Annotated in this window: 21 protein-coding genes and 1 riboswitch; of the genes, 9 read left to right on the top strand and 12 right to left on the bottom strand. The window is 70.9% G+C overall.

From position 1 onward, the window contains the following. Nucleotides 1-10 precede the first annotated feature (10 nt). Nucleotides 11-838 carry a sulfurtransferase gene (locus tag ACIQ7M_RS29105; RefSeq protein ID WP_386986065.1) on the bottom strand — a complete coding sequence of 276 codons (828 nt, stop codon included), beginning with the start codon at nt 836-838 and terminating at the stop codon, nt 11-13. Nucleotides 839-1160: 322 nt separating this feature from the next. Here ACIQ7M_RS29105 and ACIQ7M_RS29100 point away from each other — a divergent pair, with 322 nt between their 5' ends. Beyond that, the gene (locus ACIQ7M_RS29100; protein ID WP_403649945.1) at nt 1161-1964 is read left to right on the top strand and encodes a VOC family protein; all 804 of its coding nucleotides are present in this window, start codon (nt 1161-1163) and stop codon (nt 1962-1964) included. Nucleotides 1965-2015: 51 nt separating this feature from the next. Here the strand turns inward: ACIQ7M_RS29100 and ACIQ7M_RS29095 are convergent, their stop codons facing one another. The 4 genes from ACIQ7M_RS29095 to ACIQ7M_RS29080 all read right to left on the bottom strand — a co-directional run bounded on the left by ACIQ7M_RS29095 (nt 2016) and on the right by ACIQ7M_RS29080 (nt 7617). After that, nucleotides 2016-2663, bottom strand: a complete 648-nt coding sequence (locus tag ACIQ7M_RS29095; protein ID WP_355766510.1) for a thymidine kinase — start codon at nt 2661-2663, stop codon at nt 2016-2018. 43 nt (nt 2664-2706) lie between these two features. Then, nucleotides 2707-3894, bottom strand: a complete 1188-nt coding sequence (locus tag ACIQ7M_RS29090; protein ID WP_386986059.1) for an alkaline phosphatase family protein — start codon at nt 3892-3894, stop codon at nt 2707-2709. Beyond that, on the bottom strand, nt 3894-4481 hold the full coding sequence (locus ACIQ7M_RS29085; protein WP_206300944.1) for a DUF5998 family protein: 588 nt from the start codon (nt 4479-4481) through the stop codon (nt 3894-3896). The genes ACIQ7M_RS29090 and ACIQ7M_RS29085 overlap by 1 nt, the downstream gene beginning before the upstream one ends. Before the next feature lie 307 nt (nt 4482-4788). Continuing rightward, nucleotides 4789-7617, bottom strand: coding sequence for a GNAT family N-acetyltransferase (locus ACIQ7M_RS29080; RefSeq protein ID WP_403649940.1), 2829 nt, complete (start codon nt 7615-7617; stop codon nt 4789-4791). A 176-nt stretch (nt 7618-7793) separates the two neighbouring features. Here ACIQ7M_RS29080 and ACIQ7M_RS29075 point away from each other — a divergent pair, with 176 nt between their 5' ends. After that, the gene (locus ACIQ7M_RS29075; protein WP_355766519.1) at nt 7794-8075 is read left to right on the top strand and encodes an HPr family phosphocarrier protein; all 282 of its coding nucleotides are present in this window, start codon (nt 7794-7796) and stop codon (nt 8073-8075) included. A gap of 226 nt (nt 8076-8301) precedes the next feature. Here the strand turns inward: ACIQ7M_RS29075 and ACIQ7M_RS29070 are convergent, their stop codons facing one another. From ACIQ7M_RS29070 to ACIQ7M_RS29055, 4 genes are all read right to left on the bottom strand, one after another. Beyond that, nucleotides 8302-8994: a GntR family transcriptional regulator gene (locus tag ACIQ7M_RS29070; protein ID WP_355776115.1), complete on the bottom strand. Its 693-nt coding sequence runs from the start codon at nt 8992-8994 to the stop codon at nt 8302-8304. Nucleotides 8995-9189: 195 nt separating this feature from the next. After that, on the bottom strand, nt 9190-9957 hold the full coding sequence (locus tag ACIQ7M_RS29065) for a M23 family metallopeptidase (RefSeq protein WP_403649936.1): 768 nt from the start codon (nt 9955-9957) through the stop codon (nt 9190-9192). 12 nt (nt 9958-9969) lie between these two features. Then, nucleotides 9970-10126: riboswitch (cyclic di-AMP (ydaO/yuaA leader) on the bottom strand. Between the two features lie 215 nt (nt 10127-10341). Continuing rightward, nucleotides 10342-11730, bottom strand: coding sequence for a pitrilysin family protein (locus tag ACIQ7M_RS29060; RefSeq protein WP_355766187.1), 1389 nt, complete (start codon nt 11728-11730; stop codon nt 10342-10344). After that, nucleotides 11727-13073: a pitrilysin family protein gene (locus ACIQ7M_RS29055; RefSeq protein ID WP_355766252.1), complete on the bottom strand. Its 1347-nt coding sequence runs from the start codon at nt 13071-13073 to the stop codon at nt 11727-11729. The genes ACIQ7M_RS29060 and ACIQ7M_RS29055 overlap by 4 nt, the downstream gene beginning before the upstream one ends. A 387-nt stretch (nt 13074-13460) precedes the next feature. Here ACIQ7M_RS29055 and ACIQ7M_RS29050 point away from each other — a divergent pair, with 387 nt between their 5' ends. Beyond that, entirely contained in the window at nt 13461-15920 is a 2460-nt protein-coding gene (locus ACIQ7M_RS29050) for a DNA topoisomerase (ATP-hydrolyzing) subunit A (protein WP_403649933.1), read from the top strand. A 25-nt stretch (nt 15921-15945) separates the two neighbouring features. Here the strand turns inward: ACIQ7M_RS29050 and ACIQ7M_RS29045 are convergent, their stop codons facing one another. Next, on the bottom strand, nt 15946-17079 hold the full coding sequence (locus ACIQ7M_RS29045; RefSeq protein ID WP_403649930.1) for a CobW family GTP-binding protein: 1134 nt from the start codon (nt 17077-17079) through the stop codon (nt 15946-15948). Between the two features lie 323 nt (nt 17080-17402). Between ACIQ7M_RS29045 and ACIQ7M_RS29040 the strand changes: the two genes are divergently transcribed. Continuing rightward, a complete protein-coding gene (locus tag ACIQ7M_RS29040; protein WP_403649927.1) occupies nt 17403-17900 on the top strand; it encodes a DUF6082 family protein in 498 nt (165 codons plus the stop codon). Between the two features lie 373 nt (nt 17901-18273). Then, nucleotides 18274-18510 (top strand): hypothetical protein, encoded by a 237-nt coding sequence (locus tag ACIQ7M_RS29035; RefSeq protein WP_386986648.1) that lies wholly within the window; start codon nt 18274-18276, stop codon nt 18508-18510. Nucleotides 18511-18750: 240 nt separating this feature from the next. Here ACIQ7M_RS29035 and ACIQ7M_RS29030 read toward each other — a convergent pair whose 3' ends face one another. Continuing rightward, nucleotides 18751-19947 (bottom strand): citrate synthase/methylcitrate synthase, encoded by a 1197-nt coding sequence (locus ACIQ7M_RS29030; RefSeq protein WP_403649924.1) that lies wholly within the window; start codon nt 19945-19947, stop codon nt 18751-18753. A gap of 97 nt (nt 19948-20044) precedes the next feature. Here ACIQ7M_RS29030 and ACIQ7M_RS29025 point away from each other — a divergent pair, with 97 nt between their 5' ends. The 4 genes from ACIQ7M_RS29025 to ACIQ7M_RS29010 all read left to right on the top strand — a co-directional run bounded on the left by ACIQ7M_RS29025 (nt 20045) and on the right by ACIQ7M_RS29010 (nt 25015). Further along, nucleotides 20045-21304 (top strand): citrate synthase, encoded by a 1260-nt coding sequence (locus ACIQ7M_RS29025; RefSeq protein ID WP_403649921.1) that lies wholly within the window; start codon nt 20045-20047, stop codon nt 21302-21304. A 165-nt stretch (nt 21305-21469) separates the two neighbouring features. Continuing rightward, nucleotides 21470-22414, top strand: coding sequence for a sucrase ferredoxin (locus ACIQ7M_RS29020; RefSeq protein ID WP_403649919.1), 945 nt, complete (start codon nt 21470-21472; stop codon nt 22412-22414). A 199-nt stretch (nt 22415-22613) separates the two neighbouring features. Continuing rightward, nucleotides 22614-24338, top strand: a complete 1725-nt coding sequence (locus ACIQ7M_RS29015; protein WP_403649916.1) for an ATP-binding protein — start codon at nt 22614-22616, stop codon at nt 24336-24338. Next, on the top strand, nt 24335-25015 hold the full coding sequence (locus ACIQ7M_RS29010) for a response regulator (RefSeq protein WP_403649913.1): 681 nt from the start codon (nt 24335-24337) through the stop codon (nt 25013-25015). Before ACIQ7M_RS29015 ends, ACIQ7M_RS29010 begins: the two co-directional genes overlap by 4 nt. 101 nt (nt 25016-25116) lie before the next feature. On the opposite strand, the gene ACIQ7M_RS29005 is transcribed toward ACIQ7M_RS29010, so the two are convergent. Then, nucleotides 25117-26178, bottom strand: coding sequence for an ABC transporter substrate-binding protein (locus ACIQ7M_RS29005; protein WP_403649910.1), 1062 nt, complete (start codon nt 26176-26178; stop codon nt 25117-25119). Nucleotides 26179-26242 lie beyond the last annotated feature (64 nt).

The following is a 26242-nucleotide window of genomic DNA, read 5'->3' as shown; positions in this document are numbered from 1 at the left end:
GGCGCGGCTGTCACTGCGGGTCGGGGCCCACCGCGACAGGCCGGTCCGCGTCCTGCGACCACTCCGACCACGAACCCACGTACAGCGCCGCGGGAACGCCGGCCACGGCGAGGGCCAGCACCTCATGGGCACCCGAGACCCCGGAGCCGCAGTAGACGCCGACCTGGGACTCCGGTGTCACGCCGAAGGACTTGAAACGGTCCGCGAGTTCGGCCGCCGGCAGGAACCGCCCGTCCTCCGTCACGTTCTCGGCGGTCGGCGCAGAAACGGCGCCCGGGATGTGCCCTCCGACCCGGTCGATCGGCTCGACCTCGCCCCGGTACCGCTCCCCCGCGCGGGCGTCCAGCAGCAGCCCGGTGCGGGCGAGCGCGGCCGCCCCGTCCGCGTCGAGCGCCGGCCGCGCACCGGCGGTCGGTACGAACGTTCCGGGCGCCGGCGAGGGGACCTCCGAGGACACCGGTCCGCTCCACGCGGCGAACCCGCCGTCAAGCACGCGTACCGACGGATGACCCGAATAGCCCAGCAGCCACCAGGCGCGCGCGGCGGCCCAGCCCTGCCCTCCGTCGTACACGACGACATCGCGGTCCTCGGACACTCCCGCGGCCCGCATCGCCGCACCGAAGACCTCGGGGCCAGGGAGCGGATGCCGGCCCGCCGCACCGGCCGGACCAGCGAGTTCGGAATCCAGGTCGACGAAGACGGCACCGGGGATGTGCGCGTTCTCGTACTCGGGACGCAGGTTGGGGCCGCCCAACTGCCAGCGGACGTCGAGGAGGACCGGCGGGTTCGGCCCCGCCAGGTCACTCGCGAGTTCGGGTGCCGTGATGATGGCGTTCATGGTCCCCATCCTTGCGTACGGGGTGGCCGCTTCGTCCATGTCCCGCTACTGTGCTCCGCCGGGCAGGTCCGATCACCCGGCGTACGGGATCGGGCACATGCTGTACAACCGATGGACACCACACGGCAATCGCCTGGCGACGGACGGGAGACGGCGGATCGGGCGTCCCCGTTCCCACGCCGCTCGACGGCGGCGCGGGAGGAACGTCCGGCGCGACCGGTGGTGCGAACATCGGCACGGGGCGTGCACGCACGCGACTGGGTACGCGTGTTCGCAAGCGGAAGGTGACCGGCCACCGCGAGGGGCCGAGAAGAGAGTGACGATGACCGAGGCACGGGAATCGGCCGGCGCGAACGGCACCACGCACGCTCGTAACACGCCCGGGACACCCTGCTGGGTGAGCCTGATGGCGCACGAGACGGCCGCGACCCAGGACTTCTACGGAGCGCTGTTCGGCTGGGAGTTCCAGCCCGGCCCACCGCAGCTCGGCCCCTACGCGCGGGCACTGCTCGATGGCCAGGAGGTCGCCGGGATCGGCCAGTTGCCTCCCGACCGGCATCTGCCGGTCGTCTGGACGCCCTACTTCGCCTCGACCGACGTGGACCACACCGCCGAGACCGTACGGCACAGCGGCGGAACCGTGGGCGTGGGCCCGCTGGACGCCGCCGAGGCCGGCCGCCTGGCCATCGTCTCCGACCCGTCGGGCGCCGTCTTCGGGATCTGGCAGCGGGTCGCCCACCTCGGCACGGAGATCACCGGAGTGCCGGGCACCCCGGCGTGGAACGAACTCGTGACGCGCGACACCGAGAGTGTCGTGAAGTTCTACAAGGGCGTCTTCGGCTACGAGCTGCAGCCGGCCGGCTCGGCCGACTTCGACTACGTGACCCTGCACATCGACGGACGGCCGGTGGCCGGCGTCCATGGCGTCGGGAACGCCCTGCCGCGCGACCGGGGCCCGCACTGGCTGACGTACTTCGAGGCCGCCGAACTGGACGACACCGTCCACCTCGTCACGGAACTCGGCGGGCGCCTTCTGCGGCCGGCCCACGACTCCCCGCACGGCCGGGTGGCGACGGTGGCGGACCCGGAGGGCGCGGTCTTCTCCCTGATCCACGCCGTCACCTGACCCGGCGGGTCCCCGGGGGCGCGCGCCGGAGGCGCGACTCCGGAACAGGCCTCAGGCCGGGGCGATCGGCAGGACGTCGGGGGACAGGGCGCTCGCGCGGGCCGTGGCCGCCGTCATACGACGCCGGTGGTGCCGGCGGCACAGGACCTCGTAGCCGATGCTCTCGTGCTGGTTCACGTCACCGACGACGACCTGGGCGCCCTCGACGACCATCTCGCCGCCCACGGTACGGGCGTTGTGCGTGGCGCGGGCGCCGCACCAGCACAGGGCCTCGACCTGGAGGACCTCGACCCGGTCGGCGAGTTCGACGAGGCGTTGGGAGCCGGGGAAGAGCTTGGACCGGAAGTCGGTGGTGATCCCGAAGGCGAAGACGTCGACGTCCAGGTCGTCCACCACGCGGGCCAGTTGGTCGATCTGCGCGGGGGCCAGGAACTGCGCCTCGTCCGCGATCACGTAGTCGGCCCGGCCGCCCTGCGAGAGGTGGTCCACGAGATACGCGTACAGATCCTGGTCGTCCATCACCTCGACCGCGTCGGTGACCAGTCCGAGGCGCGAGGAGAGCTTGCCCTCGCCCGCGCGGTCGTCCCGCGTGAAGATCATGCCCTGCAGACCCCGCGTCGAGCGGTTGTGCTCGATCTGGAGAGCCAGCGTGGACTTCCCACAGTCCATCGTTCCGGAGAAGAACACCAGCTCGGGCATGGGGAGTTGAGCACCTTTCGGCAACGGGGAAGAAGGGAGGACGTCAGGAGCGTACTTGGAGGAGGGGTACCAGTTGCTCGGCCGGGGTCATCGAGCCGTGGTTGCCGACCATCGCCGACTCCTTCGGCTCCCGCTCGGACGCGATGATCAGGACGTCGTCCCGGGCGGCGGCGACGACGTCACCCAGCCGGGCGTAGACCCGCTCGTCGACCCGCGGACCGAACCAGCCCGCCTCGATCGCCTCGTCACGGGAGGCGACCCAGAACTGCTCGCCCAGGACCTCGCGCCAGCAGGTCAGCACGTCCGCCTGGGCGCCCGGGACCGCGTACACGTGGCGGGCGCGGCCCTCGCCGCCCAGCAGGGCGACTCCGGCACGCAGCTCCCAGTCCTCGTCGAAGTCGATGCGGTGCTGCTCGTCGAACGGGATGTCGATCATGCCGTGGTCGGCCGTGACGTACAGCGCCGCGCGCGGCGGCAACTGCTCCGCGAGACGCTGGACCAGCCGGTCGACGTACATGAGCTGGCCGCGCCAGGGGTCGGAGTCGACGCCGAAGCGGTGACCCTTGCCGTCCACCTCCGCGTAGTACGTGTAGACCAGGGAGCGGTCGCCGGCGGCCAGTTGCTCGGCGGCGAAGTCCATGCGTTCCTCGCCCGACAGCCGACCGTGGAACGTGCCCCCGCTCAGCGCGATCTTCGTCAGCGGGGTGTTCTGGAAGGTCGGCGAGGAGACCTGGGCGGTGTGCACACCCGCCGCGTCGGCCTGCTGGAAGATCGTGGGGTAGGGCTGCCAGGCGCGCGGTTCGGTCCACGGGTTCCAGCGGAGCTGGTTCATCAGCTCGCCGGTGGCGGGGTTGCGCGCGGTGTAGCCGGGCAGGCCGTGCGCGCCCGGGGGCAGACCGGTGCCCACGGAGGCGAGGGAGGTCGCGGTGGTGGCCGGGTAGCCGGCGGTGATCGGACGGCCGGTACCGCCGCGCGAGGACGCCAGGAGCGACGTCATGAAGGGCGCTTCGTCCGGGTGGGCCTTGAGCTGCTCCCAGCCGAGACCGTCGATCAGGAACACGCAGTTCCGGTCGGCTGCGGTCAGCTCGGGTATGGCGGCGGTCACTCCGGGCACGGACATGCCGGCGGCGAGCGTGGGGAGCAGATCGGCCAGCGAACCGGCGCCGTACTCGGGGACGGGCGCGGAGTCGACGGCGAGCGGCTCCGGGTGGTCCCAGGTGGGCAGAGCCATCAGCGGGCGACGTCCGCGGTCGCCTCGGAGAGGGACTGCGCGAAGGCCAGGGCCTGGCGGACGGTCTCCGGGCCGTCACCCGCCTCGCTCACCCGCAGGCTCAGGTCGTCCGCCGTCGAGTTGCCGGTGTAGCCGTGATCGGCCTCGCAGTTGGGGTCGCCGCAGGCGGCCGGCTCCAGGTCGATGCGGGAGACGGCGCCCCAGCCGATGGTGAGGACCACTTCGCGGGGCAGCGTGCCGGGCGTGTACGACTCGGGGTTCGCGACGACGCGGCTGACGACGACCGACGAGATCCGGCCGAGCTTGACCGACTCCGTCGAGGTCGTGGCGTACGGCGTCGGGGAGGTGGTGTCCGCGTTCTGCTCGTCGGTGTGGCTCACGATGAAACGGTTGCCGGTGAGGACGAGCACGGTGACGTGCCGCCGCACCTCGTTCGCGTCGAACGTGGTCTCCTGGTGGACCAGGTACGACCGGATGGTGTCGCCGCCGATCGCGGCCTCCACCGCCTCGGCCACGAGGGCCGGGTAGTAGCCGCTGCGCTCGATCGCCGCTCGCAGCCCCTGGGTCGTCGTACTGGTCTTGGCCATGCCGTCCATCCTACGGGGGCCCACTGACTGCGAGGCACCGCTCGCGTGGGTCTGTCGTGGACGGATCAGACCGTATCGCGCGGGGTGACGGGCGGGACGCGGGCACGGGAGGCGTCCGGGCGGGTGCCCGCCGTCACGGGGACACTTCGTTCCGTCACCCCGGACGACTCGGCAGGCCAGGACCACACGGCCGGTCGGGACGGCTCGGTCGGCCCGGACTCCCCGGACGGCTCCGGCGGCCTCCACGGCGCGGCTGGCCCGGACTCCCAGGACTCGGACTCCCCGGACACCGTGGGGCCCGTGCGACTCAGACGACCGGCAGGGTGCGCGGGCCGAGGTCGTCACGGAGCGGGGCGCGGGCCAGCCGTACCGTGGCGCCCAGGACGCTCAGGCCGGCCGGGGCCACCACCACCGGCTCCAGCGAGACCGCGACGACCTCGGGGTGGTCGTCGACCAGCCGGGAGACCCGCAGCATGAGCTCTTCGAGGGCCGCCGTGTCGACCGGCGCGGAGCCCCGCCAGCCGAACAGGAGCGGTGCCGTCCGGATCGACCGGACCAGCGAGGCCGCGTCCCGGTCGGTGACCGGGACCAGCCGGTGCGCGGTGTCCCCGAGCAGTTCGGAGGCGGCTCCGGCGAGCCCGAAGGAGAGCACCGCCCCGGCCGCCGGGTCGATCACCGCGCGGACGACCGTGTCGACACCGCGCGGCGCCATCCTCTGCACGACGGGGCGCAGCACCGTGGGCGGCCCGAACAACTCGATCAGCTCCGCGTAGGCCCGGCGCAACTGCTCCTCGTCCGCCACGTCCAGGCGTACGCCGCCGAGGTCCGCGCGGTGCCGGAGGTGCGGGGCGGTGGTCTTGAGGGCGACGGGGTACCCGATGGCGCGCGCGGCCGCCACGGCGTCGTCAGGAGTGGGGGCGGGCAGGGTCCGGTGCACGTCGATGCCGTAGCGCCCGAGCAGCTCCGCCGTCCGTTCGCCCCCCAGGGTGAGACCCTCCCCGCGCGCGAGGAGGTCGTCGATCAGCCGGGCGGCCCCCTTCTCGTCGATGTCCTCGTACTCGGGCACCTTGCCGGGCTCGTGGGCGTCCGTGCGCCACTGGGCGTACTTGACGGCTTCGGCGAGGGCCCGGACGGCACGTTCGGCGGCCGGGTAGGCGGGGATGAGCCGGGAGTCCGGCGCGGACTCGGCACGCGGCGCGGCGGGCGACCGGTCCGAGGGGTGGAAGCGGGCGCCGGGTGACGCGCCGGGCGCGCCCTCGGGGGCCTGCGGGGCGGTGCTCGCGGCGGCGGACAGGGCTTCGGCGAGTCCGCCGAGCTCGACGTGCACCACGAGCACGGGTTTCGCCGGAGCCTCCAGGGCGGAGGACCGGAGCGCCTCGGCGAGCGCCTCGTCTGCTGCCGAGGTCTCCCCGACGGCCGGTATGGCCGTCACGACGACGGCGTCGCAGCCGTCGTCGGCGAGTGCCTGTGACAGGGCCTTGTGGAAGTCCTCCGCCGAGGCGGCCGTGGTGAGGTCCCGGGGCGGCAGCGGCCTGAGCCCTTCGGCGAGACAGGCGTCGTACGTCAGCAGCCCCAGCGACTCGGAGTTTCCGAGGATCGCCACGCGGGGTCCCCGGGGAAGCGGCTGGCGGGCCAGCAGCAGGCCCGCGTCGACGAGTTCGGTGATCGTGTCCACCCGGATCACTCCGGCCTGGCGCAGCAGCGCCGACACGGTGGCGTGCGGCAGCCGTGTGGCCCGGATGGCGTGTCCCTGGGGAGCGGCCCCGCCGTGCCGTGCTCCCTGGACGACGACCAGCGGCTTCGCGGCCGCGGTCCGCCGGGCGAGGCGGGTGAACTTGCGCGGGTTGCCGATGGATTCGAGGTACATCAGGGCGACGTCGGTGTCCGGGTCCTCGTACCAGTACTGCAGGACGTCGTTGCCGGAGACGTCCGCGCGGTTCCCCGAGGAGACGAAGGTCGACACGCCGGTGACGCCGGTGACGCCGCCGCCGCGCCGGTGCAGCCGGGACAGCAGGGCGATGCCGATGGCACCGGACTGCGCGAACAGGCCGATGCGTCCGGGGCGGGGCATCTGGGGGGCGAGCGAGGCGTTCAGCCGTACGTCGGGCGCCGTGTTGATGACACCGAAGGCGTTGGGTCCGATGATGCGCATCCCGTACGTGCGCGCGTGCCGCACGAGTTCGCGCTGGCGCTCGCGTCCCTCGGGGCCGCTCTCTGCGTAGCCGGCGGAGACCACCACCAGTCCCTGGACGCCGTGTTCGCCGCATTCGGTCACGACCTGGGGGACGTGTTCGGCGGGCACGGCGACGACGGCGAGGTCGACGGGGTCGGCGATGTCCCGGATGGAGCGGTGGGCCGGGACTCCGTCGAGTTCCTTCTCCTGGAGTGCCGCGTTCACGGCGTACAGGCGTCCGGTGAAACCGGCCTGGCGGAGGTTGTCGAGGACGCTGCGGCCGACCCCTCCGGGTGCGCGCCCGGCGCCGACGACGGCGACCGAGCCGGGGGCGAGCAGCCGCTGGACGGAGCGGGCCTCGGCGCGCTGTTCCCGCGCGCGCTGCACGGCGAGGGACCGGTCGGTGGGTTCGAGGTCGAACTCCAGGCGTACGACACCGTCCTCGAAGCTGCGCTTCTGGGTGTATCCGGCGTCCGTGAAGACCTTGATCATCTTGTTGTTGGCGGGCAGCACCTCGGCGGCGAAGCGGCGGATGTCACGCTCGCGGGCCACCGCTCCGATGTGTTCGAGCAGCGCGGAGGCGACACCCCGGCCCTGGTGGGCGTCCTGCACGAGGAAGGCGACCTCGGCCTCGTCGGCGGGCGCGGAGGCGGGCATGCCGTCCGCGTTGATCCGGTCGTAGCGCACGGTGGCGATGAACTCGCCGCCCACGGTGGCCGCGAGGCCGACCCGGTCCACGAAGTCGTGGTGGGTGAAGCGGCGGACGTCCTTGGCGGACAGGCGCGGATAGGGCGCGAAGAAGCGGTAGTACTTCGACTCGTCCGACACCTGCTCGTAGAAGCTGACCAGGCGCTCGGCGTCGTCGACGGTGATGGGCCTGATGCGTGCGGTGCCGCCGTCGCGCAGCACCACGTCGGCCTCCCAGTGGGCTGGGTACTCGTGCCGGTCCGACGAGGTCTGCATGGGCCCCAGAGTACGGCTCGCGTACGACAACGGCGCGGGGCAGTCTGAGGACGACGGGCGTCGGCACGGGTCTTCGAACCGGCACCGCGGCGGGTGGTGCCCGGGGCCGTCCGGGCACGCCTCGCGATATGGAACAATGGTCTAGACAACCCTGAACACCCGAAGGGCAGCATCTCATGGCTGAGCGCCGCGTCAACGTCGGCTGGACCGAGGGCCTCCACGCCCGCCCCGCCTCCATCTTCGTCCGGGCCACCACGGCTTCCGGCATCCCCGTGACGATCGCGAAGGCCGACGGCGACCCCGTCAACGCGGCCTCCATGCTCGCGGTCCTCGGCCTGGGCGCCCAGGGTGGCGAGGAGATCGTCCTCTCGTCGGACGCCGACGGCGCGGACGTCGCCCTCGACCGTCTGGCGAAGCTGGTCGCCGAGGGGCTCGACGAGCTCCCCGAGACCGTCTGATCCCGCCCCAGGGCAGTCGGACACGCACGGCCGGGCCGCGCCACCCATTCTCCGGGTGGCGCGGCCCGGCCGTTTTCCGTGGCCTCGCCCGCACATTCCCCCGGTGTCACGCACGCCTCGCGCCGCGGCCGCGGAAATGGCGCGCACCGGAATTCCGGACACGCGAATAAAAGGGCATCAGAAATGAGCCCCCGCCGAATATCCCTCTTTGTATACGGTGCCTGTGTTAATGACGCGGGCCCGTCATGTTTACGGGATGTTGCGAAGTTCTCACACGGTCCGGCCGTTCGCCTCCGGGGAATCGGAGCCGGTGCGCGGCCGTGGCGCGCTCGGTGTGCAGGGCCGTGATCGCGCGGGCCCGCTCACTGTCCCCCCGGGCGACCGCGTCCACGATGCCGCCGTGCTCCGCCCAGGACTCCGCGGGGTCGGCCGGCGCCTCCACCGAGTACATCCAGGCGATCTTGTGGCGAAGCTGGGCGAGCGTCGAGGTCAGCGCGGGGCTGCCGGACGCCTGCGCCAGCGTCTCGTGGAACCAGCCGCCCAGCGAGCGCAGATCCTCGCTGTGGCCACGCCTGGAACGCTCCTGCCCCAGCCGGACCAGACCCCGCAGCACCTTCAGGTGGGCCTCCGTGCGCCGCTGCGCGGCCCGCGCGGCCCCCAGCGGCTCCAGCAGCATGCGCATCTCCAGGAGGTCCGCGGCCTCCAGCTCGGTGGGCTCCGCGACACAGGCGCCCGCGTGCCGGCGGGTGACCACGAAGCCCTCCGCCTCCAGCGTGCGCAGAGCCTCGCGAACGGGGACGCGCGAGACGCCGTAGCGGCGTGCGAGCAGTTCCTCGGTGAGCCGGCCGCCGCGCTCGTAGACACCCGCGACGATGTCGTCACGGATCGCCGTGCACACCGAGTGTGCCGGAATGCGCATGACCGACCTCCGCTTCAATCCCCGTGAAACGCCGTCGATTGACGCTTGTTCAGTGACTCTATTGCAGGAAGCCTGAATTTCCGATGGCGGGCTTGAATCCATGGATATTTTTTGGACAGACGGCATCCGGAAACGACGATGCCCCGGCTCGGTGAGCCGGGGCATCAAAAGCGGTGGGAAGCCGCGAAGCGGTCGTCAGACGTTGACGCCGTGCGAGCGCAGGTAGGCGACCGGGTCGATGTCCGAGCCGTACTCCGCGGTCGTACGCGCCTCGAAGTGGAGGTGCGGCCCCGTGGTGTTGCCGGTGTCCCCGGAGAGGCCGAGCTGCTGCCCCGGAGTGACGGCCTGCCCCACGGACACCCCGATGGACGACAGGTGGCCGTACATGGTGTACGTGCCGTCGTGCATCTTGATCACGACTTGATTGCCGTAGGCGCCGCCCCAGCCGGCCGTGACGACGGTGCCGGAGCCGACGGCGTGGACCGAGGTGCCGGAGGCGGCGTGGAAGTCGACGCCGGTGTGGCTGCCGGAGGACCAGAGGGCGCTGCTGGCCTGGTAGCCGGTGGAGACGTACGAACCGGTGATCGGCATGACGAACGTGTTCAGGCGCTTGCGCTCGGCCTCGCGGGCGGCGCGCTCCTTGGCCTCGCGGAGCTTCGACGCCTGCTCGGCGGCCTGCTTGCGGGCGGTCTGCTCGGCCTGCTTGCGCGCGGCGGCCTCGTCGGCGGCGCGCTGCTGCGCGAAGGCCTGGGCGTCGATCTGGTCGGCGACCGTGTCATTGAGGGTGACGGCCTGGGTGAGCCCGGCCTGCTCGACGGAGGCTTCCGCGGCGAACGCGGGGGCGGCCAGGGTTCCGATCACACCGGTGGTGGTGAGCGCCGCGACCCCGACGGCGGTCGTGGTGGTGCTGTGCACCCGGCTGCTCGTACGACGATGCTTGCCGGTGCCACAGGTGAACGCCATGTAGGGGCTGATCCTTTCCTTCCCTCTCGCCTACCGGGTTAGCTGACGGGTTCGGAGCAGGAAGGTCTCCTACGGGCTCCCTCCGGAGAGGGCGTCCGATTCACCCCAGGGACTGCGTGGGTCCCCGGCTCCCTTGGCTCGCGCCATGGGGACTCGGCGATGACTGTCCGGTGCCGCGGGCGCGGCGCACTGCGTGACGAACAGCCGCACCGACGCTAAACGGGGTGACTTTCGAACAACAAACGGATCACGATTTTTGTAACGCATCCCACAGGGCAGAAGGGCAACCGCCGTACGAATACGGACATCTTGGGACCGCTATCCGGAAAAGGGAGGGCCCTGACGGCTCTTCAGCCGTCAGGGCCCTCTTCCGTCGCACGGGTCCTACTCGGCCGCCACCACGGTGACTTCACCGATTCCGAGGGCCCTCACCGGGTCCGCGATCTGTGCGGCATCACCGACCAGGACGGTCACCAGACGGTCCGTCGGGAAGGCGCTCACGGCCGCCGCGGTGGCCTCCACGGTGCCGGTGGCGGCCAGTTGCCGGTAGAGCGTCGCCTGGTAGTCGTCGGGCAGGTGCTGCTCGACCTGGTCCGCGAGCGTGCTGGCGACGGCCGCCGCGGTCTCGAACTTGAGGGGCGCGACACCCACCAGGTTCTGCACGGCGACATCACGCTCGGTGTCGGTCAGGCCCTCGGCCGCGAGGGTGCGCAGCACCTTCCACAGGTCGTCGAGCGCCGGCCCGGTGTTGGGGGTGTCGACCGATCCGCTGATGGCGAGCATCGCGGCGCCCGTGCCGTCCGGCGCGGAGCGAAGGACCTGCCCGAACGCCCGTACGCCGTAGGTGTAGCCCTTCTCCTCGCGCAGGACGCGGTCCAGGCGCGAGGTGAGGGTGCCACCGAGGCAGTAGGTGCCGAGGACCTGGGCGGGCCACACGCGGTCGTGCCGGTCGGCGCCGACTCGGCCGATGAGGAGCTGCGTCTGGACGGCTCCGGGGCGGTCGACGATGATCACGCGGCCGGTGTCGTCGGCGCTCACCGGCGGCACGGGGCGCGCCTCGGCGGCCGAGCCGGTCCAGGAGCCGAGCGTGTCGGCGAGCAGTTCGTCGAGATCGACACCGGTCAGGTCGCCGACGACGACCGCGGTGGACGTGGCGGGGCGTACGTGCTTCTCGTAGAAGGCGCGAACACCCGACGCGTCGATGTTCTGGACCGTCTCCTCGGTGCCCTGGCGGGGGCGCGACATGCGCGCGCTCGCCGGGAACAGTTCCTTGGAGAGCTCCTTGGCGGCACGACGGGCCGGGTTCGCCGTCTCGTGCGGGATCTCGTCCAGCCGGTTGGTCACCAGCCGCTCGACCTCGCCGTCCGCGAACGCGGGGGCCCGCAGGGCGTCGGCGAGCAGGCCGAGGGCCTTGGTCAGGCGCGAGACGGGCACCTCGAGAGACAGGCGTACGCCGGGGTGGTCGGCGTGCGCGTCGAGCGTGGCGCCGCAGCGCTCCAGCTCGGCGGCGAAGTCCTCGGCCGAGTGCTTGTCGGTGCCCTCGGAGAAGGCGCGCGCCATGATCGTGGCGATGCCGTCCAGGCCCGCCGGCTCGGCGTCCAGCGGCGCGGCGAGGATCACCTCGACGGCGACGACCTGCTGACCGGGGCGGTGGCACCGCAGCACGGTCAGGCCGTTGTCCAGGGTGCCGCGCTCGGGGGCGGGGAAGGCCCACGGCTTCGGCTGTCCTGCCTGGGGCTGCGGGTGGAAGTCCATGGTGGCGAGCTCGGTCACTTCGCCGCCTCCTCGTCGGTCTCGTCGGTCTCGTCGGCGGCGTCGGCGGTGGTCGGTTCGTAGACGAGCACCGCGCGGTTGTCGGGGCGCAGGCGGGCCTTGGCGGCCTCCTGGACCTCTTCCGCCGTGACGTCGAGAACGCGCTGTACGGCGGTCAGGGCGAGCTGCGGGTCGCCGAACAGGACGGCGTACCGGCACAGTTCGTCGGCGCGGCCGGCGACCGTACCGAGCCGGTCGAGCCATTCGCGCTCCAACTGGGCCTGGGCGCGCTCCATTTCCCCGGCCGTGGGGCCCTCCTCGGCGAACCGGGCGAGCTCCTCGTCGACGGCGGCCTCGATGACCGGGACCTCGACGTCACCGGACGTCTTCACGTCCAGCCATCCCAGGGAGGGCGCTCCGGCGAGCCGCAGCAGGCCGAACCCGGCCGCGACGGCGGTGCGGTCACGGCGTACGAGCCGGTTGTAGAGCCGGGAGGACTCGCCGCCGCCGAGGACGGTGAGCGCCAGGTCGGCCGCGTCGCACGCGCGCGTGCCGTCCTCCGGGAGGCGGTAGGCGGCCATCAGTGCGCGCGCCGGGACGTCCTCCTCGACGACCTCGCGGATCTGCTCACCGATGACCTCGGGCAGCGAGCCGTCGCGCGGGGCGGGCTTGCCGTCGTGCCCGGGGATGGAACCGAAGTACTTCTCGACCCAGGCGAGCGTCTGCTCCGGGTCGATGTCGCCGACGACCGACAGGACCGCGTTGTTGGGCGCGTAATTGGTACGGAAGAACGCGCGGGCGTCCTCCAGGGTCGCCGCGTCCAGGTCCGCCATCGACCCGATCGGGGTGTGGTGGTACGGGTGGCCCTCGGGGTACGAGAGCGCGGTGAGCTTCTCGAAGGCGGTGCCGTACGGGACGTTGTCGTAACGCTGGCGGCGCTCGTTCTTCACGACGTCGCGCTGGTTCTCCATGGACTCGTCGTCCAGCGCCTCGAGCAGCGATCCCATGCGGTCGGCCTCCAGCCAGAGCGCGAGCTCGAGCTGGTGGGCGGGCATGGTCTCGAAGTAGTTGGTGCGCTCGAAGCTCGTCGTGCCGTTGAGCGAGCCGCCGGCGCCCTGGACGAGTTCGAAGTGACCATTGCCATGAACCTGCTTGGAGCCCTGGAACATCAGGTGCTCGAAGAGGTGGGCGAGTCCGGTCCGGCCCTTGACCTCGTGGCGCGAGCCGACGTCGTACCAGAGGCACACCGCGGCGACCGGGGTCAGATGGTCCTCGGAGAGCACCACGCGCAGGCCGTTGGCCAGGCGGTGCTCGGTCGCTGTCAGGCCGCCGGAGCCTGCCTCAGCTGTGGCCGTGTGACCCATGGGCATGTACGTCCCTTCGATCGCGGAACTGCGTCATTCCTGTCGGTCCTGCCACTGTATGCAAGCGCGCGGACGGCTGGCGAAGTTCCCGCACCTCGTACGCCGAGAGCGAGACTCGTGCGTGTCCCCGGCACACCCGGGGAAGGCCTCCGGGATCCGCCGCGAACACCCTCGGGGACCGCCGCGCACCGGCCGGACGTGCCCCCGGGCCGCCCGCCCACCGGGCCCGGACATCCGTTCGGGAGCGTTCCCGGCGACACCCGCGGAGCCCGCCCGAGGGGCGCTACGGACGGGTCGCGGTCGGGGTTGTCAGTGGGGCGGTCCACAATGGTGCGCGTCAGAACCCGTTCATGCCCCGGCAGAGACTGTGAAGGAGCCGCAGCAGCGATGGCCCGCCGCAGCACGAAGACCCCGCCGCCCGAAGACTCGTACGAGGAGAAGATCCTCGACATCGACGTCGTGGACGAGATGCAGGGCTCCTTCCTCGAATACGCGTACTCGGTCATCTACTCGCGAGCCCTGCCGGACGCCCGCGACGGCCTGAAGCCGGTTCACCGCCGCATCGTGTACCAGATGAACGAGATGGGCCTGCGCCCCGAACGCGGCTATGTGAAGTGTGCCCGTGTCGTCGGCGAGGTCATGGGTAAGCTCCACCCGCACGGCGACGCGTCGATCTACGACGCCCTGGTGCGTCTGGCGCAGCCCTTCTCCATGCGGCTGCCCCTGGTCGACGGTCACGGCAACTTCGGCTCCCTCGGCAATGACGACCCGCCGGCCGCGATGCGTTACACCGAGGCCCGGATGGCCGACGCGACGTCGCTGATGACCGAGTCGATCGACGAGGACACCGTCGACTTCACGCCCAACTACGACGGCCAGGAGCGGGAGCCGGTGGCCCTCCCGGCCGCCTTCCCGAACCTGCTGGTCAACGGCTCCTCGGGCATCGCCGTCGGCATGGCCACGAACATGCCGCCGCACAACCTCGGCGAGGTCATCGCCGCAGCCCGGCACCTCATCCGCTACCCGGGCGCCGACCTCGAGACGCTGATGAAGCACGTCCCGGGACCCGACCTGCCCACCGGTGGCCGCATCGTCGGTCTCTCCGGGATCAGGGACGCCTACGAGTCGGGCCGCGGCACCTTCAAGATCCGCGCCACGGTGTCGGTGGAGGACGTCTCGGCGCGCCGCAAGGGCCTCGTCGTCACCGAACTGCCCTTCACCGTGGGTCCGGAGAAGGTGATCTCCAAGATCAAGGACCTGGTCGGCTCGAAGAAGCTCCAGGGCATCGCCGACGTCAAGGACCTCACCGACCGTGCGCACGGCCTGCGCCTGGTCATCGAGATCAAGAACGGCTTCGTACCGGAGGCCGTCCTCGAACAGCTCTACAAGCTGACGCCGATGGAGGAGTCCTTCGGCATCAACAACGTGGCACTGGTGGACGGCCAGCCGCTCACCCTGGGCCTCAAGGAGCTGCTGGAGGTCTATCTCGACCACCGCTTCGACGTCGTACGCCGCCGCAGCGAGTTCCGCCGCACCAAGAAGCGCGACCGGCTGCACCTGGTCGAGGGTCTCCTCGTCGCCCTCCTGGACATCGACGAGGTCATCCGCCTCATCCGCTCCAGCGACAACTCGGCGCAGGCCAAGGAACGCCTGATCGAGCACTTCTCGCTCTCCGAGATCCAGACCCAGTACATCCTCGACACGCCGCTGCGCCGCCTCACCCGGTTCGACCGCATCGAGCTGGAGTCGGAGCGCGACCGTCTCAACGGCGAGATCGACGAGCTGACCGGCATCCTGGATTCGGACGCGGAGCTGCGCAAGCTGGTGTCCGGCGAACTGGCCGCGGTGGCCAAGAAGTTCGGCACCGACCGGCGCACGGTGCTCCTGGAGTCCGCGGGCGCCCCGGCGGCGACCGTCTCGCTCCAGGTCGCCGACGACCCGTGCCGCGTCCTGCTGTCCTCCACGGGACTGCTGGCGCGCACGGTGACCGGTGATCCCTTCGGGCAGGACCAGGACGGCAAGCGCACCAAGCACGACGTGATCGTCTCCGCCGTGTCGGCGACGGCACGGGGCGAGATCGGCGCGGTCACATCCCTGGGCCGCCTCCTGCGCCTGAACGTGATCGACCTCCCGCAGCTCCCCGAGACGGCGTCCGCGCCCAATCTCTCCGGGGGCGCTCCGATCTCGGAGTTCCTGTCCGCCCTCGAGCCGGACGAGACCGTGATCTGCCTGACGACGCTCGACGAGACGTCGCCGGGCCTCGCGATCGGGACGGCGCAGGGTGTCGTCAAGCGTGTGGTGCCCGACTACCCCTCGAACAAGGAGGAGTTGGAGGTCATCACCCTCAAGGACGGCGACCGGATCGTCGGTGCCGTCGAGCTGCGCACCGGCGAGGAGGACCTGGTCTTCATCACGGACGACGCCCAGCTCCTGCGCTACCAGGCTTCGCAGGTGCGTCCGCAGGGCCGTGCCGCGGGCGGCATGGCGGGCATCAAGCTGACGGACGGCGCGAAGGTGATCTCGTTCACCGCGGTCGACCCGGCGGTCGACGCGGTGGTCTTCACGGTGGCGGGTTCGCGCGGGACGCTGGACGACTCCGTCCAGACCACGGCCAAGCTGACCCCGTTCGACCAGTATCCGCGCAAGGGCCGTGCCACGGGCGGCGTGCGCTGCCAGCGGTTCCTGAAGGGCGAGGACTGCCTGTCGCTGGCCTGGGCCGGACCGGTGCCGGGGCGCGCGGCGCAGAAGACCGGCATGCCGGTCGACCTGCCGGAGATCGACCCGCGCCGTGACGGGTCGGGCGTGTCGCTGGGCAAGCCGGTGTCGGTGGTGGCCGGCCCGGTGTAGCCCGCCGGCCCGGTGCAGCCCGCGGTCAGCCCTCCGGGCTGGGCTCCGGCTCCTGTACGTAGCGGAGGACGCCCCACATGCTGTGTTCGTCGGCGTGCGGGGCGTCCTCCTTGCATGCCTCCAGTTCCTTGGCCAGCGCCCCCGTGTCGATCCCGGAGCCGATGAGGACGAGCTGGGTGAGCCGCTCGTCCGCAGCGGTCCAGGGCTCCGGATAGAAGCGCAGGAACCGCCCGACGGCATGCACCGCGTACCGGTTGCGGAGGTCCTGGACGCCGAAGTCGACGTACCCCTTGATCCGGTAGAGCCCTTCGGGCCGGCTGTCGAGGAAGGCCATCAACTTGCGTGGACCGAGGGGGACTTCGGAGCTGAAGGAGAGAGAATCGTAGGCGGAGTGGAGATGGCCGAGGTGGTCGCGATGGCCGCGAGCCTCCAGGTCGCACTCTTCATGGCCGCCGTCCCCCGAATGGCCTTCGCCCCCCTCGCCCTGGTCGCCGTCGTTGCCGTCGTCGTTCCGATGGAGATCGTCGAAGGACAGTTGTCCGATGCGCTCCTCGCTGGGCCGGCAGTCGAAGAGGAACTCCGGATCGACACGGCCGTAGGTGGCGGGGACGACCGCGGCCCGGTCGGCGAGGTCCCGGACGACGCCCAGTACACGCCCCGCGTCCTCGGCCCGGTCGATCTTGTTCACGACGACGAGATCGGCAAGGGCGAGATGCCGGTCGATCTCGGGATGCTTCTCGCGCGTGTCGGCGAACTCGGCGGCGTCGACGACCTCGACGAGCCCTCCGTACACGATTCCCGGATGTTCGCTGGCAAGCACCATGCGCACGAGTTCCTGGGGCTCGGCGAGCCCGCTCGCCTCGATGACGATGACGTCGATCCGGGCTGAGGGTTGAGCGAGCCGGTCAAGATATTGATCAAGTTCGCTGACATCGACCGCACAGCACAGACATCCGTTGCCGAGCGAGACGGTGGAGTCGCCGAGCGCTCCGGCCACCGCCATCGCGTCGATCTCGATCGCGCCGAAGTCGTTGACGACGGCTCCGATCCGGCTGCCACCGCTGCGGTGCAGGAGATGGTTGAGCAGCGTGGTCTTGCCGGAGCCGAGAAAGCCGGCGAGAACGACGACCGGGATCTGCCGGGTACTCGACCGACTCACTGTGCGCCCTCTCTGAACCTGTGCGCGCACCGGCTCACGGGACCGGCGCTCACGCGGGGAATGAATGCCGACCCAGCATACGAGTGGGGGGAATCGCCCCGAAGTGAACGATTGTTAGCGGCGCTCACGGGGCACACGTTGGACATGGCGCCGGTGGATGCGACCCTCACATCCCTCCGTGCGCCTCCTCTCCGCCTCCCTGCCGGTCAGAGCCGCTCGGCAACACTGGGAGACGGCAAGCGCGCCGCCCACCGCTCGCCGGTCCGCTCCCTGTCGCCCCACAACCGACGACCGGCGGACGGTCGCCTGATTCGGGGGTTGACATGGCCACACAGATTTCCGCGATGCGGAGGCTCGGCTCGGCCGCATGGGCAGGGCTCGGCGCCGCGGCGAGCGCCGCGGCGGAGCGAAGCACACGGCAGCGCCGACGTGCCGTGCTCACCGAGCAGCACCGACTCCATTTCGACCTCATGTGCAAAGCCATGGACGATCCAGCCCTCGCGGCGGTCCTCAACACCTACGAAACCGAGATCGGACCCGAGAAGCAGCGCCAGTACCTCTTCGCGAACGCCCTCTACATCAACGCCCTGTACTTCCATCGGATCGGGGCGCTCACGCGCGCGGAGCTCCACGGCCACTTCCGCATCATCTGCCAGAACCCGATCTTCAGGGAGTACTGGGCTGCGACGGAGCATCACCGCAAGAGCCTGCCCGACTCCTCCGACGAGGCTCAACTGGGCCGGATGATGGACACGCTGATCCAGGATCAGGCGGATGCGGACGCCGACGAATGGTGGGTCGTCGGAGAGCCGGATGAGTGATAGTCCGGACACTGCCGGGCTCGACCGGTAGCGTGACACGTGAGGTCGCGCCCCGTGGCGCGCGGGTGTCGTGCCCCGCACGCCCCTCCCACACCTTGGCGCGCTACGGTCGCCTACCACCCTCCTACCACCCCTGATCAAGCAAAGCTCTCCAGATTCACTCGGCTGCTTGCCGCGCTTTGGATACCAGAGGCATCTCTAGCCGCTAGGTTTGCGCGCATGCTCAGATCTCTCTGAGTGCTCCGGCTCAACACCCATGCGCTCGGAGAGTTACCACCTCCGAACCATCACCGTTGCTCGGAGGCAGCCTCACTCCGAATCACAACAGCTCGGAGCCCTTAACCGCTCCGAGCCATGAGATTGGTACTACTCCGTGAAGATCGTGCGACGTGTCGGGGCTACTCCACGCGAGCGCGGCAGCGCTTCTGGCCAGTCATGCCCTGACATCTTCGAGCTCAGCGACGGCAATTTCGCCGTCATTGGGCGCGAAGCCACCCTGGAACTCGACCCCGAGCTCCCGCCCGACGCTTCACGGGCCGACTACGAACGGATCGTCGTCATCACGCGCGACACCCTGCTGCGCGCCAAGAAGGACATCCCGGACCTCTGACCCCCGGGACCATACTCATCCACAGAGTGACGAGAGCCTGGCGGTACGACAGCGAACGGACTGCTTCCCGTCCATAACCCCTTTACCTTCCGCCCCTTTGACTCGCCTGGGTGGAATCCTGTCGGCCAGGACCTGGAGCCCGGCATCACCACGGTGTCGGGCACCTCACATGTCGCCCTCAAGCCCGATCGCCCGTACGAGGCCAGCCAGGTCCCGGATTCCGCCGACCGCTCGCCGACGTCAGGCGACCGACGGCACCGGCACCGGCACCGGTGGAACCGGACCCACATAGCGAGCCGCCGGGCGGATTATCTTCGAGTCCTCCGCCTGTTCCATGATGTTCGCGCTCCAGCCCACGACGCGGGCGGCGGCGAAGGTAGGTGTGAACATCTCCCTGGGCAGCCCGCAGAGTTCCATGACCACGCCGGCGTAGAACTCCACATTGGTGTGCAGCTCACGGCCCGGCTTGAGTTCGGCCAGGATCGCCTCCACCTGTCGTTCCACTTCGACCGCGAACTCCACGAGCGGGCCCCCGAACCCCTGAGCCATCTCGCGGAGCATCCGCGAGCGCGGGTCCTCCGTGCGGTAGACGGGGTGCCCGAAGCCCATGATGCGCTCGCCGGCGAGAACGCGTTCGCGGATCCAGGGGTCGATGCGGTCGAGGGTCCCGATCGCGTCGAGGGTGTCCAGGGCACGGCTGGGAGCGCCTCCGTGGAGCGGACCGGAGAGCGCCCCGACCGCGCCCACGAGGCAGGCGGCCACATCCGCGCCGGTCGACGCGATCACCCGCGCCGTGAACGTTGATGCATTGAATCCGTGGTCAATGGTTGAGATGAGGTATTGCTCGACCGCACGGGCGCGGGCAGCGTCCGGCTCCGAACCCGTCAACATGTACAAGTAGTTGGCGGCGTACCCCAAGTCCTCACGCGGCTCCACGGGGTCCAACCCCTGCCCGAGCCGGTACAGCGCGGTGAGCAGGGTCGGGACGGCCGCCGTCGCCGCGAGGCCGTCGTCGCGGCGGCGCCCGGCGTCGACGTCGTACACCGGACGGAACCCCAGAGAGGCCCCCAGCAGCGACAACGCGGTGCGCAGCCCGGCGAGGGGTCCCGACGGTCCGGTCGCCGCCGCGATCGCCGGCAGCGCGGCACGCACGTCGTCCGGCAGTCGGCGCAGTCGCGCGGTCCGCTCGGTGAAAGCGGCACGGCGGGCCTCGTCGGGCAGCTCGCCGTGGGCCAGCAGGTGCCAGACCTCCTCGAAGCCACAAGCGCGTGCGAGGTCGACGGCCGAGTACTGGCGGTAGTGGTAGAAGCCTTCCAGTCCCCTGACGTCACCCAGTTCGGTGTCGGTGACGACGACTCCGGCGAGACCTCGCGGAACATCGGAAGGCACCTTCGCGACTACGTCGGCAGAGGTGGACGCGGCTTGGTTGATCGGCATGTTTCCTCCCTGGACTTGATTCGACTGTCCATGCTTGACTCTATAACTGTCAATATTGATTGAATCAATGCATCGATCCACAGATACGGTGGCACTCATGAGGGATCGAGAAGCGGCAGCACCCGCCCACGAGGGCCGACGGCTCAGCACCAAGGAGACCGCCGAGCTGCTCGGCGTGAAGCCGGAGACCGTGTACGCGTACGTGAGCCGCGGTCAGCTCAGCAGCAGGCGGGAGCCAGGAGGGCGCGGGAGCACGTTCGACACCAAGGAGGTCGAGGCCCTCGCACGGCGCAACAGACGGGAGGGCGGCGGCAGTTCGAGCGGTGGCGGCGAACTCTCCGTCCGAACCCGCATCACGTTGATCGACAAGGACCGGTACTACTTCCGTGGCGTCGACGCGACGGAGCTGGCCGCCCGGTACTCCTACGAGGAGATCGCCGAGTGGCTGTGGACCGGCGAGCTGCGCCCCGGGGTCATGTTCACGGCCCCGGAGGCAACCGTCGCGGCGGCCCGGCGCAGCGTCGAAGCGCTGCCCGAGCACAGCGGTCCGACCGACCGGCTGCGCGTCGCGGCGATCGCCGCGGCGGCCTCCGACCCGCTGCGTTTCGACCTCTCCGAGAGCGCCGTGCTCGGCACCGGACGCACCCTCATCCCCACCCTCGTCGCCGCGCTTCCGACCATGCGGCACGACCATCGAGACGAAGGTCCACTGGCCCGCCGACTGTGGGCACGACTCAGCGGACGCACACCCGACGAGGCGTCAGTACGCGTGCTGGACACGGCACTCGGACTGCTCGTCGACCACGACCTGGCCGCCTCGACACTGGCGGTCCGGGTCGCGGCGTCGGCCCGCGCCCATGCGTACGCGGCTGTGTCGGCGGGCCTCGGCGTCCTCGAAGGGCCCCTGCACGGGGCAGCCAGCGGACTCGCGCACCGACTGCTGCTGGACGTTCTGGACCAGGGCACCGCCGCTCCCGTGGTCGCCGACGAACTGCGCGCCGGGCGCCGCGTCCCCGGACTGGGTCACCGGCTCTACCCCGGCGAGGATCCACGCGCGCGTGCCCTGTTCGCCCTCCTGGAGGAGGTGCCCGGCGCGGAGCCCGCTCTGGCGGCGGCCCGCGACGTGGTGACCACCACCGCGAGGCACGCCCCTCTGCACGCCAATGTCGATCTCGCCCTGGCCGTTCTCACCGTCTCGTCCGGCATGCTGGCCTCGGCGGGAGAGACGATCTTCGCCGTCGCCCGGACGGCGGGCTGGATCGCCCACACCCTGGAGGAGTACGCGGAGCGCCCCCTGCGGATGCGGCCGAGCGGCCATTACGTCGGCGAGCGGCCGTCCCAGCCGCTCCCGCGCTAGACGGCGCGTGCGCCAGGCTCGGAGAAGGGGCTGTGCGCACTCCCCAGGCACCATCTCCCCACCCGCACTTCCACACGCCCGGCCCACACGCCTGGACGCCCCCTTGCGCGCCCCCCGCGGGCGACGGGAAGTCACCCCGGGCGAAGTCAGGTTAGGCTCACCTGTGTGAGTACGTGCACGACTGTGTCGCGGCAGCTCGACGAGCCGTTTTCCGGGACCGCGGCCACTGCGAGGACATGGCTGCTCATCGAGCAGCCCGGACCCTGGGGTGCCAAGGCGCTCACTTCGAGCCACCTGGATCCCGCGCTCGGCCGCGCCCTCGAAGCGGCCGCGGAGGGAACCGGGGTGCGCATCGCGCTCATCCGGCGCCCCGGGCGCCATGCCGACTGCCATTCGCTCGCCGAACGGCAGGTGTACGTGGCCCACACCACCCCGGGAGACGCCTGGGTGCACAACGCCATGACGCGTGATCCCGGGGACCTGCTAGACCTCGACTTCTCGGCGCTCGGCGCGGGCGACCCGCACTCCTTCGACGAGGTACTCCAAGGACGGCCCCACACGGGCGATCCGCTGGCCCTCGTCTGCACCAACGGCAAGCGCGACCGCTGCTGCGCCCTGCTCGGACGCCCCCTGGCGGCGGAACTGGCCGCCTCAGGCGTCGGTGGCATCTGGGAGGTCACCCATCTGGGTGGTCATCGCTTCTCCCCCACCGTGCTGGTCCTGCCGTACGGGTACGCGTACGGCCGCGCCGAGGCCCATGCCGTCAAGGAGATCCTCCAGGGCGTCCGGGAGGGCCGGATCGTCACCGAGGGGTGTCGCGGGAACTCCGCCTGGGAGCGCCCCGGCCAGGCGGCCGAACTGGCCGTTCGGACGGCTTCGGGGGACCACGCCGCCGATGTCCTGACGGTGATCCGTACGGACGGCAGCGCGCCGCGCTGGGAGGTCACCGTCGCCCACTCCGACGGCCGGCTGTGGCGGGTCGTCGTCGCGCGGGGTGCCTCGCTGCCACCCCGCCCGGAGAGCTGCGGTTCGGCGCTCGGTTCACCCGCCCGGATGGATGTGGTGGCCGTACGGCAGCTCGAGGCGACGGCTGTGGCCGTGGCCTGCTGACGGCCCGGCCCCCGGGTTCGACCGGGGCGGCTGCGCCGCACGAAACCGGGCCCGTCGCACGTACCCGCCGAGGCCAGGGCAGGCGCCCACCACCCGGTCCCCTGCGCTCTGGTCGCTCCACGGCCGTCTCATCCATTGATCAAGAGATCCACACCACACTCCCTTTGGAGGGATGCGGCACCGCCGTACGGTCGTGGGCATGAGCCCCACTCCCCTCGCACGACGGCTGCGCCTCGGTCTGCCGCGGCGGGTGTTCGCCCAGGTCCTGCTGATGCAGATCGCGATCGCGGCAGGAGTCGCGGTACTCGCCACCGGGCTGTTCCTGGCGCCGCTGAGCGCCCAATTGGACGACCAGGCCATGCGACGCGCTCTCGCGATCGCGCAGACCACGGCCGCCCAGCCGCAGATCGCGGTGGACCTCCGGAGAACGGCCCCCTCCAGGACCGGCCCCGTGCAGGCCGAGGCCGAGCGGATACGGAAAGCGAGCGATGCCGAGTACGTCGTCGTGATGGACATGCGAGGCATCCGCTGGTCGCACACGGAGCCCGCACGGATCGGCGGACCGGTCTCGACGAGCCCGCGGCAGGCCCTGGCCGGCAGGGACGTGATGGAGATCGACACCGGAACTCTGGGGCGCTCCGCGCGGGGAAAGGTGCCGCTGCGCGACGCCTCCGACCGGATCGTCGGCGCGGTGTCGGTGGGGATCAAGTACGACAGTGTGCGGGCTCGGCTGATCGACGCGATCCCGGGGTTGTTCGCTTACGCGGGCGGGGCCATGGCCGTCGGTGCGCTGGCCGCGTATCTGATCTCCCGCAGAGTCCAGCGGCAGACCCATGACCTGGCCTTCTCCGACATCTCGGCGCTGCTGGCGGAGCGTGAGGCGATGTTGCACGGTATCCGCGAGGGCGTGGTCGCCCTGGACCGGGGCGGTCGCGTACGCCTGCTGAACGACGAGGCGCAGCGGCTGCTCGGGGTCGGCGCCGAGGCCGTCGGGCAATCGCTTCGCGACGCGCTGGGTCCGGGCCGCACGACGGATGTGCTGGCGGGACGCGTCACCGGCACGGACCTGCTCACCGTCCGCGGCCAGCGCGTCCTGGTCACCAACCGGATGCCCACCGAGGACGGCGGCGCCGTCGCCACCTTGCGCGACCGGACCGAACTGGAGCAGCTCGGCCGTGAGCTCGACTCCACGCACGGTCTGATCGACGCCCTCCGCGCGCAGGACCATGAGCACGCCAATCGACTGCACACGCTCCTGGGGCTGCTCGAACTGGAGATGTACGACGACGCCGTGGAGTTCGTCGGGGAGGTGGTCGGCGACCACAGGGTCACCGCGGAACAGGTCACCGAGAAGGTCCACGATCCACTGCTCGCCGCGCTCCTGGTCGGCAAGGCGACCGTGGCGACGGAGCGGGGCGTGGCGCTGTGGATCTCGGACCGGACGCTGCTCCCGGACCGGTTGATCGATCCGCGTGGGCTCGTCACCGTCGTCGGGAACCTCGTCGACAACGCGCTGGACGCCGTCGCGGGTACGCCGCACGCGCGCGTGGAGGTCGAATTGCGGGCCGAGGGGCGAACCGCCGTACTGCGGATACGGGACACCGGGCCCGGCGTCCCCGAGGAGCGGCGGGAGTTGGTCTTCACGGACGGCTGGAGCACCAAGCAGCCGCCCGCGCACGGCAAGCGCGGGATCGGGCTCTCCCTGGTGCGGCGCCTCGCCGAGCGGCAGGGAGGCAGCGCGGAGGTGGCCGACGCCGAGGGCGGCGGCGCGGAGTTCACGGTCGTCCTGCCGGAGGCGCTGACGGACCCGTCGCTGGCGCCGAAGGCCGACGCCGGAGGCACCGAGAACGCCACGCACACCTGGGGTGCCGGGAACACCGGGAACGGCTGGAGCGCCGGGAACCCCGACGGGGAGCCGGGATGATCGAGGTTCTGGTCGTGGACGACGACACACGGGTCGCTCGCGTCAACGCCGCCTACGTGGAGAGGGTGCCGGGGTTCCGTGTCGCGGGGCAGGCGCACAGCGCGGCCGAGGCGCTGCGCCGGATGGAGGGGCTGCCGCGCCCGGACCTCGTCCTGATGGACCACCATCTGCCGGACGAGTCGGGTCTCGCGGTCGTCCAGGAGATGCGCCGACGGGGCCATCAGATCGACGTGATCATGGTGACGGCCGCGCGTGACCTCACGACCGTACGAGCGGCGTTGCGGCAGGGCGTACTGCAGTACCTGGTCAAGCCGTTCTCGTTCGCCGGGCTGCGGGCCAAACTGGAGACGTACGCCGACCTGCGACACACGCTCGACCGCGGTGGCACGGCCGAGCAGTCCGATGTGGATCTGATCTTCGGGGCGCTCGCCTCGGGCGCCGTGCCCGACCTGCCCAAGAGGCACTCCCCCGCGACGGCGGACCTCGTACGGCGCGCCCTGCTGAACGCCGAGGGCTCGCTGTCGGCCCAGGAGGTCGCGGAGGAGACCGGACTGAGCCGACAGACCGCACAGCGGTATCTGAAGCTCCTGGAGCGCACGGGGAAGGCGCGTCTGACCCTCCGTTACGGCGACGCGGGCCGCCCGGAGCACCGCTACGTGTGGGCCACCCGCGTCTGAGGACATACCCGAAGCGGGGGCGGCCGCCCCGTCGCCCGTACGACCAGTGGGGCACGGTCGTGCGGGCGACGGGGCGGCTCGGCGCTCCAGGCGGGAGATGGTCAGCCGGTCGCCTTCTTCACGAACTCCGTGGTGTACGTCTTGCTCAGGTCCACATCGGCGTTCTTGATGTTCGGGTTGAACGCCTTGAGGACCTTCTCGACGGTCTCGGGACCGTTCTCGGGCATCACGCCGTCCTCGGTGAACATCGGCAGCGTGCTCTCGATCGCCCCGGCGTACAGCGTCTGATTGCCCTGGGAGTAGTCGGCGGGCATCTTGGCGGCGATCTCGGAGGCGCTGTGACCGGACATCCACCGAAGGGTCTTCACGAAGGCGTTGGCCAGCTTCTGGACCGTCTCCTTGTGACCGTTGACCCAGTCCGTCTGCATGTACAGGCTTGACGACGGGTACGGTCCGCCGAGCGCCTTCTGCGAGCCCTCGGGGGTGCGCATGTCGATGAGCACCTTGCCGAGGTTCTTCTCCATGACCGTGGCGACGGTGGGGTCCGTCGTCATGCCGCCGTCGATGGCACCCTGCTGGAGCGCGGAGACGAACGTCGGTCCGGCGCCGACGGCGACCGGGGTGAACTCGCTGACCTTCACACCGTTCTTGACGGCGAGGTACTTCGTCAGGAAGTCGGTCGAGGAACCCAGTCCGGTGACGCCGAGCTTCCTGCCCTTGAAGTCCTTGGGTGACGTGATGTCGCCCGCCCGCTTGGCGGAGACGATCTCGACCTCACCCGGAGCGTGCGAGAACTGCACGACGGACTCGACGGCCTTGCCCTTGGTCTGCAGGTCGAGCGTGTGGTCGTAGAAGCCGACGGCTCCCTGGACCTGTCCCGAGACGAGCGCGGTCTCGGCCTGGACACCGGCCGGCTCACTGAGGAGCTCGACGTCCAGACCCGCGTCCTCGAAGTAGCCGAGCCGCTGGGTGAGCATCGCCGGCAGGTAGATGACCTTGTCCAGCCCACCGACCATGATCTTGACGTGCTCCCCCTTGCCGCCACCGCCACCGCTGCCGGAGCTGGCCGTGGTGCTCGCCGCGTCATTGGCGCAGGCGGTGAGCGAGGAGAGAGCGAGCAGACCGGCGGCTGCCAGCGCGGAGTATCTGGCGGTCTTGCGCATGGTGGTTCACGTCCTTGTGAGCGGAGGGGAGGCCGTGCCTACGTACGGCGGGACGGTGCGTACG

Source organism: Streptomyces sp. NPDC096324 (genome assembly GCF_044763015.1).
GTDB lineage: Bacteria > Actinomycetota > Actinomycetes > Streptomycetales > Streptomycetaceae > Streptomyces.
This window is presented reverse-complemented; position numbering and strand designations above follow the sequence as displayed.

Bases quoted from the DNA above. Each gene is read 5' to 3' on its own strand.
- ACIQ7M_RS29105 (WP_386986065.1), bottom strand. From the start codon at position 838: ATGAACGCCATCATCACGGCACCCGAACTCGCGAGTGACCTGGCGGGG.
- ACIQ7M_RS29090 (WP_386986059.1), bottom strand. From the start codon at position 3,894: ATGGCTCTGCCCACCTGGGACCACCCGGAGCCGCTCGCCGTCGACTCC.
- ACIQ7M_RS29070 (WP_355776115.1), bottom strand. From the start codon at position 8,994: ATGCGCATTCCGGCACACTCGGTGTGCACGGCGATCCGTGACGACATC.
- ACIQ7M_RS29085 (WP_206300944.1), bottom strand. From the start codon at position 4,481: ATGGCCAAGACCAGTACGACGACCCAGGGGCTGCGAGCGGCGATCGAG.
- ACIQ7M_RS29025 (WP_403649921.1), top strand. From the start codon at position 20,045: ATGAGGGATCGAGAAGCGGCAGCACCCGCCCACGAGGGCCGACGGCTC.
- ACIQ7M_RS29075 (WP_355766519.1), top strand. From the start codon at position 7,794: ATGGCTGAGCGCCGCGTCAACGTCGGCTGGACCGAGGGCCTCCACGCC.
- ACIQ7M_RS29095 (WP_355766510.1), bottom strand. From the start codon at position 2,663: ATGCCCGAGCTGGTGTTCTTCTCCGGAACGATGGACTGTGGGAAGTCC.
- ACIQ7M_RS29050 (WP_403649933.1), top strand. From the start codon at position 13,461: ATGGCCCGCCGCAGCACGAAGACCCCGCCGCCCGAAGACTCGTACGAG.
- ACIQ7M_RS29030 (WP_403649924.1), bottom strand. From the start codon at position 19,947: ATGCCGATCAACCAAGCCGCGTCCACCTCTGCCGACGTAGTCGCGAAG.
- ACIQ7M_RS29055 (WP_355766252.1), bottom strand. From the start codon at position 13,073: ATGGGTCACACGGCCACAGCTGAGGCAGGCTCCGGCGGCCTGACAGCG.
- ACIQ7M_RS29010 (WP_403649913.1), top strand. From the start codon at position 24,335: ATGATCGAGGTTCTGGTCGTGGACGACGACACACGGGTCGCTCGCGTC.
- ACIQ7M_RS29065 (WP_403649936.1), bottom strand. From the start codon at position 9,957: ATGGCGTTCACCTGTGGCACCGGCAAGCATCGTCGTACGAGCAGCCGG.
- ACIQ7M_RS29100 (WP_403649945.1), top strand. From the start codon at position 1,161: ATGACCGAGGCACGGGAATCGGCCGGCGCGAACGGCACCACGCACGCT.
- ACIQ7M_RS29015 (WP_403649916.1), top strand. From the start codon at position 22,614: ATGAGCCCCACTCCCCTCGCACGACGGCTGCGCCTCGGTCTGCCGCGG.
- ACIQ7M_RS29040 (WP_403649927.1), top strand. From the start codon at position 17,403: ATGGCCACACAGATTTCCGCGATGCGGAGGCTCGGCTCGGCCGCATGG.
- ACIQ7M_RS29005 (WP_403649910.1), bottom strand. From the start codon at position 26,178: ATGCGCAAGACCGCCAGATACTCCGCGCTGGCAGCCGCCGGTCTGCTC.
- ACIQ7M_RS29080 (WP_403649940.1), bottom strand. From the start codon at position 7,617: ATGCAGACCTCGTCGGACCGGCACGAGTACCCAGCCCACTGGGAGGCC.